At 58.1% G+C, this 12,543-nt stretch carries 9 protein-coding genes; all 9 read right to left on the reverse strand.

The window, feature by feature from the left end; all coding sequences use genetic code 11:
• Window positions 1–121: 121 nt before the first annotated feature.
• Window positions 122–1,471, reverse strand: a complete 1,350-nt coding sequence (locus AC2Q8J_RS04285) for a hypothetical protein (protein WP_486452187.1) — start codon at window positions 1,469–1,471, stop codon at window positions 122–124.
• Window positions 1,468–1,968, reverse strand: coding sequence for a hypothetical protein (locus AC2Q8J_RS04290; protein ID WP_486452188.1), 501 nt, complete (start codon window positions 1,966–1,968; stop codon window positions 1,468–1,470). Before AC2Q8J_RS04290 ends, AC2Q8J_RS04285 begins: the two co-directional genes overlap by 4 nt.
• On the reverse strand, window positions 1,968–2,822 hold the full coding sequence (locus AC2Q8J_RS04295; RefSeq protein ID WP_486452189.1) for a hypothetical protein: 855 nt from the start codon (window positions 2,820–2,822) through the stop codon (window positions 1,968–1,970). The genes AC2Q8J_RS04290 and AC2Q8J_RS04295 overlap by 1 nt, the downstream gene beginning before the upstream one ends.
• A 3-nt stretch (window positions 2,823–2,825) precedes the next feature.
• On the reverse strand, window positions 2,826–4,283 hold the full coding sequence (locus tag AC2Q8J_RS04300) for a hypothetical protein (RefSeq protein WP_486452190.1): 1,458 nt from the start codon (window positions 4,281–4,283) through the stop codon (window positions 2,826–2,828).
• Window positions 4,284–4,288: 5 nt separating this feature from the next.
• Complete coding sequence (locus AC2Q8J_RS04305) at window positions 4,289–10,582, reverse strand: hypothetical protein (RefSeq protein WP_486452191.1); 6,294 nt, start codon at window positions 10,580–10,582, stop codon at window positions 4,289–4,291.
• Entirely contained in the window at window positions 10,575–10,883 is a 309-nt protein-coding gene (locus tag AC2Q8J_RS04310) for a DUF1799 domain-containing protein (RefSeq protein ID WP_486452192.1), read from the reverse strand. Before AC2Q8J_RS04310 ends, AC2Q8J_RS04305 begins: the two co-directional genes overlap by 8 nt.
• A gap of 20 nt (window positions 10,884–10,903) precedes the next feature.
• The gene (locus tag AC2Q8J_RS04315; RefSeq protein WP_486452193.1) at window positions 10,904–11,290 is read right to left on the reverse strand and encodes a hypothetical protein; all 387 of its coding nucleotides are present in this window, start codon (window positions 11,288–11,290) and stop codon (window positions 10,904–10,906) included.
• Window positions 11,291–11,408: 118 nt separating this feature from the next.
• On the reverse strand, window positions 11,409–12,332 hold the full coding sequence (locus AC2Q8J_RS04320; protein WP_486452194.1) for a phage tail tube protein: 924 nt from the start codon (window positions 12,330–12,332) through the stop codon (window positions 11,409–11,411).
• Between the two features lie 2 nt (window positions 12,333–12,334).
• Window positions 12,335–12,529: a hypothetical protein gene (locus AC2Q8J_RS04325; protein WP_486452195.1), complete on the reverse strand. Its 195-nt coding sequence runs from the start codon at window positions 12,527–12,529 to the stop codon at window positions 12,335–12,337.
• Window positions 12,530–12,543: the final 14 nt, after the last annotated feature.

A 12,543-nucleotide genomic window follows, 5' to 3' on the forward strand; every position in this document is an offset into this window, starting at 1 on the left:
AAGGGCCATACTTCTCATGCTTGGGGAAATAGTTAGTTAGATATTCAGCTGCGCTGCGAATTGCACATACCGCCTATCCAGCGCAGCTTCTGAGTGAAGGCCCATCGCTACCGCTCAGGCCTCAAAGGTACAAGGCCGCACGGAACCCGTAGTAATGGCTCGAGGACGTGCGCGAAGCGCTCAAATACAACGCCCACACGCCCGCAGTGCCACTGCCGTTCCAGCCGCCGCCGGCGAGGGGGAGCAGCTGATTGGTCGAGTAGTCATTTATTCGGTCATTCCCGAAGGCGTTGCTACCATCGGCCACGAGCGGAACGCCCGCCCCTGTCATTGCCCAGAGCGTGCCGCTGACTGCATTTGAAAATACCTGTCCAGCTCCACCCACATCGATAGCGCGATCCGTAAAACTCAGCGCCGTACTCGTGAATGCATTCATCACGCCGAGATCGTCGTATAGCGCCGCAAGCCCGGCAGCCCCCCAGAGATCGGTGGCGAGAGAGGTGCCGCTTGTGACGTCTTTCATCGCCGCGCTGGTGGAGAGCACATAAAAATGGCCGACGCTTTCGTCACTGTCATCCATCGTCAGGCCAGGGCACACCTCCCACATATTGCCGTTCAGGTCCACCACGCCACTGTTTTGGCCGTTGTGCGCGGTTTTCGCCAGAATGTTTGCGCTGCCCGTCAGCGCAGCATTGTCGTAGCCGCTGCTGTCAAAGCTAAGCGAGTTGTCGTTAACGTCGCCCAGTGCATTGTTATTGCAGCCCTTGGGGAAGTTGGTAATGCCTGCGGCGTCGTACCATGCGCAATAGGTTGTAGCAGTGCTGGCGCGCCCACGTGCATAGCTCAACAGTGCGAGCGCTTTGAAAATAAAGATCGAATTGCAAAAAAAGTCGGCGCCCCGCGTCTTAGCGGCATCGATAAAGCCGCTGTTATTGTTTGCCGGAGTGCCCGTGAGGTCGCCTATTGGGTTATTGAGGGCGCTTGATGACAATGGCGCGCCACCCTGAATGCTCGATGCTACGCCGCCGTTATTGCTGCACAGGTATTTATCAACAAACACACCTGTTTTGACTTGCCCGCCATCATAGAACGCACGATGCAGTGCGTACCCGTCGGCATTGGCCTTACTCACCGAGGTGTACGCGTCGAACGCTTTTACATCACACTCGTTCACCGCCAAGCCGTTGGAGCCAGTGCCGTATTTGTAGTAAAACGCAGGCACCCAGCACATAATGGAGCCGTCACTGTACTGGTAGTTGCCATAGTTGTCGCTCAGCACGTCGGTGTAGCCAGGCAGGGCCGTAAAGCCTGCTGGCAACTCTGGCGCAATGCCTACACCAAAGCCCGGCTGACCGGGAGCGCCGATGTTATTAATGCCACCAGCACCAGACGTGCCGACGCTGATACCGTTGGGGAAGTAGACGGGCGCGCCGTCTTTGCCTTTAATTTCTTTTACAATTAGTTCGCTCATACGATGCTCCAGGTTGCGTTGTCTGCGACGGTGACGGTGATGTTGTTGCCAATAGCAATAGGGCTAGCACTCAAACCGTTATGGCCGCCAGGGATGGTGGTGTTTTCGGTAATGGTTCGCGGGTTGATGCGTATGGCTGCGTTGGGGTTTGTGCTAGCCGCTAGTGATGCTGCCTCTTCAGCGCGGTCGGCTTCGCTCTCTGCACGATCGGCCTGCGCCGAAGCAAGCCCCGTTTGTGTGGCGGCATCTTGCGCGTAGCTGTAGGCGTCCAGCTTGGATTGCTCAGCGTTAGCCTCTGCCGTTTCTGCTGCGTCTTTTGCGGCGCTGGACTCACCCGCCTTGGTTAGCACAAAGCTCGCAACGGCTACGGTTTCGGCCAGCGCGGGTACAAAGCGGGTGCGGTGGCCGCCCTGGGCAAGGCCGGTGGACGGGTCAGCGTCGTCGGTAACGGTTGAGCCGTCGCCGCCCAAGGCGGGGTCAAAATACACAGAGCTCATTACAGAATTTCCTCAAGTGATAGTGCGTGGGTGTGCCGCGCGGCGTCGGGGTGCGCAATGGGGTCTGCTTGCGCCGCTGTGGCTAGCATGGTGCGCTGCATCCAGCGCGCATTGAGCGAAAGTTCTTGCGCAAACAACACCTCTTCGGTAATGCCGATGTCGCGCCGCATGCGGAGCAACCGCGAAAAGGCCTCGTCTTCGCTTAACCAGTCCAGCGCAAAGGAGCAGGCCCGCAGGCGTGGTGCGAGCGCAAAGTATTTGGTTTTGTCCAGCGCTTGATCGATCTCGCTTTCGTCGCGCACGGTCCAGCGCACGCCGTAGCTCATGTTGACGGCAGGCTGGTACACATCTGAAAGAAACAGTCGGCCAAAGTGCAGGCTGCCCGCCGGGTTGGCGTCGTCCGCTATATCGATCACCACCTTTTTTACCTGCCAGGCTTTGTCGGCAAACCAAATGGCCTGCGTGGTGAAGCGCGCAAGATCCTCTTCATCTGGCTTGCCGAGCCAGAAGTTGTCGTCTTCCCACGCCAGCTCGTAGCTTTGGAATACCGAGGGCCACACGCCTTGCCAGCCGCTGTCTTCCAGCAGCGCGTCGGCGGCATCGAACAGGCACACCCGCCAGCGAGCATCGGCCGAGAGGTTATGGCTGAATAGACCAACGCAGCCCACAGGGCGGGATTTGTCGAGCGTTGCCGTGATGCTAAGCGTAGTGTCGGTGGTGATAGCCCTGTCTTTTAGTACCCGCTTTTGCAGGCGATTTAATGGCCTGGCAAAGCTGGCCGAGCTACTGGTTAGCACGCACTTGTCGGCAAGGTTGGGCCAGCACAGAGTGACTTTGTTTTGCTCAAACGGCATGCATTAGCCCCACAGAATTAAGGTTAGGCGGTCGCGCTTGGCATCGGGCCGGCGCCCCAGCAGCACAAAATTGCGCGGGTAGCCAAGGCGACTGGTGTTTAGCTTTACGGTGGCGCCGAGTGCCAGCGCCGCCAGCTCGGCATCGCTTAGCACTACACGGCACTCCACGGTGTCGCGGCGTACCGATAGCAACGCCAGCAGGCTGGACGCCAAACCGGCGGCGTCGCTAACGCTGCGCAGCGGGCTAATAAGGGTGATTGCCTTGCTAAGTGGGTGGCGCGCAAGTGTTGGCGCGCTTTCTGCCACGGCGTCGCGGTATTCGCTGGCGTAGCGCGCTTGGTTTGGCGCGGCTGCTGCCAGGTCTTCCTGCACGGTTTCGATTTTGTCGGCCTGCACGGTAACGCTGCTCACGGGCAGGCCGTTGCCACCACTGCCCGTGGCCGAGCGCGAAAGGCCGGTAATTTGCCAGTCTTCAATGGTGGCATCTGCCGATACCGCCGGCGCCGAGAGAATGCGCGCACGGAGGTCGCCCGCTGCATCCTGCCACCATAGCGCACCAACACCTTGAGCGAGCCGCGCAAGCAGCTCTTGCCCGGTGGCGTCATCAGTAACGGTTAGCCCTACCGCGCCCACGGCATTCAGCGCCGCCACGTCGCCAGCGGGCACGCTCAGCGCATAGAGCGCCGCCAGCTCGGCAAACACGTCGCCTGCTAGTGTGCCGGTGCGCGCGGCGTCGCAGGTTATTGCCTGCCCAGCAGCACCCAGAGCGAAATAGCCTTGGTAGCGCCGCCACTCGCCCGCCGCAGGCGGCGTTGTGAGCAGGTCGGTTAGGTCGGTGGCCGCGCCACCAAAGGTGAGCGCAACGCCACGGTCGCGCACCTCGGTAATGGTGACGTCTGCGCCGTCATGCACTTGGTAAATAAGTTTGGCGGTGTTCACCAGTACCGGGCTGGCATTGCTTACCTCGCCAAATACCAGGGGTTTGCGCGTGCCGCCTATGTCGTCGGCAGTACCCTCAACGCCGTCGGGCAAGCTGTTATCGCCCGCGTAGCGGCTGCCGGGCACTGGTTGCTCTAGCATGGCAAGCGGGTTACGCAGCGACAGTGTGATGCGCCGCTCTGAAAAACGCATGCGCTCCACGGTGGCCGTCAGCACTGGCGTAGCAATGCCGCCGTGGATATAGCGCAAGGTGAGTGCACGGCCGTCCACCGCGTAGTCAACCAGGGCATCCAGCTCGCCGTCGGTATTGAGCAGTTCAACACTGCCAATACTGGCCTCGCCACCAATGCTCGGTAGCAGCTCGCCGGTAAATGCGACCAGGTTAACAATGGCTGGCTGCACCAGCCGTGGCGCGTAGTAATGGAAATTGCTGCCGTCTTGCTCGGTATAGTCGCCGCTGGCGTAGCGCAGGGTTACCGGCTGGTTGGCGGCGTCCCATGCTGCTATGTCAATTGCCCACACGCCCATCAGCTTACTACTCGCGCCGTTTCCAGCTCGGCCTCTATGTCGGCTACGCGCCGGTTCAGACGCTTGAGCTCAGCAACAGTTTGGCGGGCCGCTTCGGCGTTAAGGCGGGTTTGGTGTTCAACCTCACGATTGAGCGTAGCGATTGCTTCAACCATTCGACGGTCGTCAAACGCCGGACTTTGTGCGCGAACACCCAGGGAGCCATCAGGGCCTTTGTGCAGCGGCATGATGGCCTCGGGGCCTGCCTCGCCCATTTCGCCAAAGCTGAAGCGCGTGGGTGAGTCGACAATGCTATTGGTGAAGGCTCCGCCTTTGGCGAACTTGCGCAGGCGATCGTCAGCCAGTGCTTTACCATAGTCCGACATGACCCGCACACGGTCGCGGCTGCCGAGCGTTCTTGTGAATGCGTTATAGTGCCCCGCCACATCCACCGCGATCTGGCCGCTAGTGTTTCGTATGGTATCGAGCAAACTTCTGACATTGCTTAATCCATAGGATGTTGTTTGTGTGCTGTCTTTTATCGCAGAAAGCAAATCGCCTAGTGTTGCATCGGTGCGCAGCAGCACATCGCCATCGAGGTTGACATTAGCCTCACCATTCAGCGCGTTCAAAATGGCCTGCTGATCGGCATTCAGGTACCCACCCGAGGCCTGTATGGTTTTGGTAATGGTGCTGCTATAGGCCTGCGCGATGGATGCCGCCTGATAGTCGTAGCCGCTGGCTTTTAGCGCCTTCACGTATTTGACGATTTCGCCGCCAACGCCGACAGCCAGGTTAATGGCTTGTTGGTCTGAGCCGCTATCCAACAGCGCCGTTACCGTGGTGCTGAGGAAGTTGTCGCCCAGGTTTGCCAGCGCGATGGCGTCTACGTCGGCATCTGACGCAAGCATGGCATTGACGGTGGTCATAATGCTGCGGGACTCGGCGAGCGCCAGCTCCATGATCTCTGGCGACAGCTGTTGGCCAGAGACGAAGTCGACTGTTTTCGCCAGGGTGCCCGCCGTTGAGAGCGCTAACAGCTTGTTGTCGTGGCTGAGGTCTGCACCCAGCACAAAGTCGATGGTCTGGATAAAGTCGCCGGATGACTCCAGCGCCAGGCGCTTTAGATCCGCAGGCAGGTCAGCCCCAACAACAAAGTCGACCGCGGCCGCAAAGTTATTGCCGGCACCAAGGGCAAGGGCCTTGGCATCATCGGGCAGCGTGGTACCAACAATGTAGTCGACCACCGCCTGGTAGATATTGCCCGTGCCAATTGCCAGCGCAATCATCGACTCATCAGGCTGAGAGCCAACCAGGTAGTTGATCGTTTTGGCAAAGCTATTGCCCGACCCCAGCGCAAGCGCTTTCAGGTCTGCCGACAGCTCTGCCCCCACAAAAAAGTCGACCGTGGCCGAATAGCTGCCCACCGCGTTTAGCGCCAAGCGTTTTAAGTCATCCGACAGCTGCGAGCCCACCACAAAGTTGGCTGTCTTGGTCAGCGTTGAGGCGGTGTCCAGGGCGAGATTGCGCAAGTCTACCGGCAGTACCTGCCCGGCAATAAAGTCGACCGTTTTGGTAAATACCCCACCGGCAGAGAGCGCAAGCGCCTTGAGATCGTCGGGGAGTTGGTCGGTGTCGGTCACGAACGTGATCAGCTTTTCGATCTCTGACTTTGCCGTGGCCGTTAGCTCAACAGTTAGGCTATTGCCCAAGGCATCGAGCGCATCGATCTGTTCTTGCTGCAGGCGCAGCATGGCCTCTTCGTAGCTTTCGATATTGATGTTGTCTGCCACGTTAGCCAAGGTGTTTTTTACCTCGCTATACAAGGCCTGAAACTGTGCGCCGCTGGCAAAGGCAGCCTCACCCAAGCTTAGCGCCGACGACGCGGCACCCGTGAGCTGCTGCGCTGCTTCGGCATCACCCGCCAACGCCGACTGCGCCAGCGCCCGAAACTGCTGCATGGCTGTATTGGATTGCTCCAAAGGATTACCCTGGTACTCACTAATCGCCAGGCCAGACAGGTATTCGCGAATGCCTTGCGCTATGCCCTGCATTTGCTCCATGGCCCGCACCGCCTCTGCGGCCGCCGACTGCTGATCCTTTAGCGCTTGAATTTGGTCATAGAGTGCGCGATTGCTCTCATCGATGGCCTCGCGCTCCCGACGGCGCAGCTCTGCCGTATTCCCCTGCAATTGCAGTAATTGCGTCTCCAGCTGGGTGCGCTCATTAAGGATGGCCGCCGCATCCTTGGATACTGGCAGCAGCGCTTTAATAGCATCAGCGAAGGGCTCAAGCCCCGCCTTTTGTGTGTCGGTTAAGTCGACAAACAAGGCTTGCAGCGCAACACTGCCACCGGCGGCCGCGGTTTCCACTATGTCGAGGTTCAGCCCCACCTGCGCCAGCGCCTCACTCAGCGGCTTGGATCCATCCTCAATACCCAGCGCCGTATCAAAGCGATAGGCAGCACCGGCATAGTCTTCCAGCTGGTCGAAAAAGTCGCCCAGCAATTCGCTTGCCGCGGTAACGGCGGTAAAGGCTTGCTGGCCTGATTCGGTGGTGAGGTCGAGACTGCGGACGAACTCAGACAGCGACGCCCGCGAGTCAGGCACTTCTTCACCCAGCTCTGCAAAAACGGTACCCAGGCCGGCGGTTAGGCGTTCGAATTTTTCCGCATCGCTAAGCGCAATATCGACAAAGTTGCTGGCGTTTCCTGCGAAAGACTCAAGCCCGCCGGATAACTCTGCGATGGCATCAGCCGCGAAAAGCATATCTTGGCGAGATAATGACATTCCCAAGCTGTCGGTGATATCGCCCAATATTAGCGACTGCGTCGCCAGGCGAGACAGGGTTTCAAACGCCCCCTCACCAACATTCTGAAACTCGACAACCGCAGGCATTACGCTAGTGGCCACGGTGTCAGCAAAGTTAGATAACACCGCCTCTATCTCGGCTTGAGCTTCCTCGGCGCTAAGGCCTTTTGTCGAGATTTTCAGGCCTTCAAACGCCGTGAGACTAGCAAAGCTACCCACACCAGTAAGGTCTACAAAGTCAGCGGCCGCGCCATAGATGCTGCCGATGATCTGCCCAAATTGCCCGCTAATCTCGTCGCCCAGCTCTTTGGTTTTGGTGGAGTAGCTGGTTTTTGTATTTCCCCACTTTTTCTTTTTGGTACGGATGCGCGCATAGGCAAACGCATCTACAACGCCCTGCTCCATGATCTCGGCTATGGCGCCACCCGCAAGCTTGAGACCCTCATCTACTTTTTTGCTTTTCTTGCTACTGATGCCACTGACTACCGAGCCGATAACATCATCGACAAACTCGCCCACCTTGCCGCCGACACCGAGCGTGGCGAAATCCAGCATCCCCAGCGACAGGCTATTTGCAACGTCGTAAGCACCGCTTGCACCGCCCGCATTGCCTAGCACAGAGTAGTTGTTATACGCGTCTAACGAACTCGACGAGAAGCCCGTGTTTGCCGAAACCAAGCCGCCGCGAAAGTCTAATTTGCGACCAAGCAAATTACCCAGCCCTGCAATATTCGCATTGAGGCTTTGCAGCTCGCCAAGCATTCCGACATTGACGCCAAGAATTCCATCCAGGTGGCTCTCCATTAGATCAAGCGCCTTGAATGCACTCTCCGACTTCGCTGACTTGTCACCTAACACAGTGCCGGTGCCTTGGGATTCCTGAATTTGGCTGGAGATTGAGGCACCGCCGCCGCTGCCGCCTTTCCACCCAATGGATGCGAGGGCAGCCAGCGTTGCGCCAAACGCAGCAAAGCTGGCAGGAGGTGGAATAGTCAGAGACGAGCTGAGCGCCAGCTTGCCAGTGGAGAGGAAAAGCGCTGCGTTTTTTGCCATCTTCGCAGCGACTTCAGCGGCATTCATCGCGATGGACTTTAAGCTCATGGCTAGCTCTACTGCCCTGAATGCCATCTCGGCCTTCTCAAGCGCTTTGTAGCCGTCTGTTTTTTCTTTAAAAAAGCCTTTCGCTGCGCCAGTAATATCGCCGTAGGCGGATATCTGGTTTTGCGCTTGCCGCGCATTGATCTTGGCGACTTGCTCGGCAGTAATGCCCTCGGCCGCTTTCAGTTCGTTGAAAGCCGCCTGGCGATCCACCATTTCATTCAGCGCATCGACCACGCCGTACATGGATTTACCGAGCTGGTCGAATGCCTCAAAGGCCTTGCTGTCGAAACCGTCTGACAAAAAATTATCAAGCTTGGAGGCAAGCTCTTGAGCACTTTTTTCAGCCGCTTTAGACAGCTTTTTCGCTACTGTTTCAGCTTCTTTATAACCGTCAATGATCCCCTTTTGCTCTCGCTGCTGTCGCATCAGCGCCTGAGTAACGGCATTGGCTGACGCATATGCAGCGACAAATTTTGCTTCTTCCAGGGTGTAGCCCAGCTTTAAGAGTGCGTTCTCCTCTTTGAGCAAGGCGATTCGCGCGCTGATCTCTTTGTTTTTCTCTGCCTCTTGCTCCAGCAGCCTTTCGCGATCGGCAGCATCACCGGCATCTATGTCTGCTAGCCGGGCATTAAAGGCGCCTAGCTGCCCTGTCAGCATCGCCAACGAGGACTCAACTTCAGTCAAAGCCTCAGATTCGCCGTGCAGCTGGTCACGGCTGAAGCCTAAAATGCCACCACGGTTTTTGAGCGCACCAGTGCCGCGAAGATTAGCCGACCTGATGTCCTTGGCGCGCCGCTCTAGGTCTGCCTTTGCCGCCTCAAGCGCGCGAATATTCGCCTCTGTGGTGACCCTGTCGAGATCGCGTATTTCATCAGAGAGGTCAGAAACCGCATTGGCAACGGTGCGCGCCGTCGTGTCAACTAAACCAAGCTCTTCCCTGAAGGCATAAAGCCCAGCGGCAGCAACAACCGCAACCCCCACAGGCCCGCCCAGCATCGCCATTGCACCAGACGCAATAGACCCCGCAGCGGCCAACGCCCGCGCACTTAGTGTTGCAGCAGTCGCAGCAGAGGTGTAGTTAGCTGTGGCGGCAGTGGCGCGCGCAGTCGCAGCCGCCTGAGCATTAAGAGTCGCCACGTGCGCCGCTTCTGCTTTGGTCAGCGCCGCAGTCGCTACAGCCAGCTCTCCCCGGATAGCGATCATTCGCTGCTGAGATGCCGTCCGGCCAGCCTGACTTATCTGCGCTTTATGGCGCACCATTTCAAGCTGCATTTCGCTCTTAATGGAGCCGAGCACTGCCCTCTGTGATTCGACTTCAGCAGCCGCTGCCGCCACCGTTGCTCGAGCTTTTGTAGCTTCGGCAAGTGCGCTTTTTTTCAATGCCGCAGCATTAATAGCCTCTGCTCGCGCGCCCTCATAGACAACAAAATTGCTTTTTAGCCTGGCAGCCGTGTTTGCCACCTGGGCTGCTGTCATAGCCCCGTAGCCCTGAATTGCTGGGCCATAAAGCCGAGCCACCATTACAGCGCCAACCACCACGGCCGCGTTTGCCAGCGAGTCCAGTCCGTCAACAATCGTGTCAACGGCGGCATCAGCCAGCTCGGCGGCTGTACCATACCCTTCAGCAAGACCAAGAGCTTCTTCAGCTGCCTTTGTTATGGCCGGACTGACCCTAACGGTTAGCTGCTTCCAGAACCCCTCAGACGCCCTACTCAACAATGTCATTGCATCGTTGGCTTGTTCAATTTTGCTGGCGTCAACACGCGTTAAGGCAAGGCCCCACTGCTCGGTGAATTGCTGGGCTTCCAGGGCTGCTGCGCTGCCACCACGCAGAGTGTTAACCAGGGCTACACCTTCGCTATCGAACAGCTTGAACGACAGGCGCACGCGCTCGCCTTGGTTACTAACCCCCTCCATCGCATCGGCAATCGCGGCGAACTGCTGGTCCGGGGATAGCTGCGCCAATTCTTTAGCGTCAAGTCCTAGCTGCTTAATAGCCTCTTGCGCTTCACCGGTGCCGCGCGCCGCCTCAGCCACACGACGAGTCATGCGCTGCAACCCCATGTCCAGCGTCTTCTGGCCCGCACCAGTCAGCTCAGCCTGCAATCGAAGCGCTGTGAGCTTTTCAGTGGCGATGCCGAGCTTGTCCGAGACTTTGGCAGTGGAGTCGATCAAGCCCAACTGCTGCTTGATCATGATGGCCGCACCCGCCGCTGCCGTACCACCTAAGGCCGCGCCGTACTTAACACCAGTACCCGCAATATTACTCAGTTGCGCGCTTACGCTTTTGCCACGATTCTCAAGCTTGCCGAGCTCGCGCTCAGTTGCCTTCGTTACCTTTATCGCGCCGTCGGCATTGCCGGTGATCACGATGGCGGTTTTGAATTGCTTAGGACTAGCCATTGGCTTTGTCACTCCAGGCGGCAAGGGCGCCCCGCTCCAGGTGCTGTATGCGCCAGAGCAGGTCTTTTTGGTGTTTTTGTTTCACGTAGAACATTCGCATAACGGATTCGACGGCGGGGTAGTCCAACCCGGTAGGGCCGGCCATTCCCACTCGCCATTGGGTGCTGCACGCGCAGAAGAGCTCCCACGCCTTGTGGTTTTCAGGTAGCAGATAGAAGTCTTCTTCCTCTGCCTCGGTGGCGCCCGGCAGGTTTAGCCATTCGCGATCTTCTTCGGTGCCGTCTTTACCAGGCGGCTGCACCCATTGCCGCCCAGCAGCTTCTAGTTTTTTGCTTCAAGCATCCGGCGAAAGCCTTCGTCTTGCACTTTCACGCACTCGCTGGCGAGCGGGGCCATTACGTAGTCCACGCCCTGCTCTTCCATCACGTCGAAGAAGTCGGCGAGCACCTCGTCGCTAAGCTTCAGCGCATCGCCATTTTCGTCGGTGGCGAACCAGTCCAGCTTGTTGAGCTTTACGACCATTTCGCGAGCGATATCCACATCCAGACGCTCGTGAATGTTTTCAAGAAAGTCTTTCTTCTCGTCGCCGTAGAGTTTTTTAATTTCGGCCTCGAAGGTTTGACGGTCGTAGCCGGCGCGCTTGCTGGATGGCACCTTGCAGGTGATGGTGGTTTTTACTGTGTTTTTGGTGGCGAGTTTAATGCCCATGGTGATACCTCGGTCCGTTTGTCCGTTGAGTTGGGTGTTCAGTTATTGATGGTGTCCGTGGGAAGGATCGGGCCTGAGCAGGGTGACGGACGGGCACCCTGCTCAGCAGATAACGCGGTTATTTGACCGTGATGGTCACCTCGTCATCACCCGAATCGGAGGGCACCCACAGGGTGTTCATGCCCATAACGCTGAGGCCGTCGCTGTCATTCAGCGTTGGCTGGCTTAGCTGCACGCGCGCGCCATCAATGGCCACAATGTTGCCCGCTGTGGTGCCGTGCTCAATGGCGACCGGCACCAGGGTTTCGGCTTTGGCCAGGGCCCAGAAGTTTTTATCGGCAATGCGCTCTTGCTCAAACTTGAGCGTACCCGCTGGCGCGCGGTCGGTAATGATCACCGACTCGCTGTTCACCACATTGCGGTAGACCACGCTGTTGGCGATATCCAGGGTGAACTCTTCCGCGCGCACATCGAAACCGTCCACGGTGTACACCGGTGTGTTGGCCTCGGTAACCGGCAGCGGCTTAACGAAGGCACTGGTGTCGGGCGTGATGACTACGGGTTCGGTTGGGTCGTTGTGCAGGCCGGTGAAGGTGAAACTCATCATCGGGATGCCGTCGCGGCTTAAATTGAAGCTCACGGTGCCACGTGCGCCGGTCATTTTATGCAGCTCGCCATCGTGGAAGTAATACAGCGTGACGGACTCAAAGCCGCTGGAGACTGGCGAATACACCACAGACGTACCCGGCGTTACCACCTCAGAGAACGCACACGCCCGCAGCAAGGTGCCGTAGCCAGGCACATCGCCAGCGCCACCCGCACCCGCAAGCTCCACATCGAAGCTGATGCTGGTGTTCAGGCCGGTGGCAATTTCCAAGTCGTTACCCAGGGCGGCGCGATCTAAGTCGCGACTCACGCGGTTGCCCTGCTGCGGACTGATCTGGCAGTTTTTGGTTAGGATGGCATCAGCCCCCGCCGGAGTGGAGTCGTCGCCATAGATGCCTTCGATTTTGGCAAGCACGTATTTTTTGCGGTAGAGCATGATTAGCCTTCCTCGCTTTCGCTGGTGTTGTCATCGGTTTCAGGGTCTGTTGGGCCTTCAAATACCGGCTCAACATCAAAGGGAATGGCGGCGTCATCCTCTGCCACCTTGCGCCCGCGAGGGGCCTCTTCAGTGCGATGCAACAAACGCTCATCGCCATTTTCGTCACGCAAATAGCTGCCGCCAGAACGGGCCATTACAGCCTCCTGTA

The organism is Spongiibacter sp. C9W (assembly GCF_057370015.1).

Coding starts and splice junctions, on each gene's coding strand:
- AC2Q8J_RS04285 (WP_486452187.1), bottom strand. CDS start 1,471: ATGAGCGAACTAATTGTAAAAGAAATTAAAGGCAAAGACGGCGCGCCC.
- AC2Q8J_RS04290 (WP_486452188.1), bottom strand. CDS start 1,968: ATGAGCTCTGTGTATTTTGACCCCGCCTTGGGCGGCGACGGCTCAACC.
- AC2Q8J_RS04295 (WP_486452189.1), bottom strand. CDS start 2,822: ATGCCGTTTGAGCAAAACAAAGTCACTCTGTGCTGGCCCAACCTTGCC.
- AC2Q8J_RS04305 (WP_486452191.1), bottom strand. CDS start 10,582: ATGGCTAGTCCTAAGCAATTCAAAACCGCCATCGTGATCACCGGCAAT.
- AC2Q8J_RS04315 (WP_486452193.1), bottom strand. CDS start 11,290: ATGGGCATTAAACTCGCCACCAAAAACACAGTAAAAACCACCATCACC.
- AC2Q8J_RS04320 (WP_486452194.1), bottom strand. CDS start 12,332: ATGCTCTACCGCAAAAAATACGTGCTTGCCAAAATCGAAGGCATCTAT.
- AC2Q8J_RS04325 (WP_486452195.1), bottom strand. CDS start 12,529: ATGGCCCGTTCTGGCGGCAGCTATTTGCGTGACGAAAATGGCGATGAG.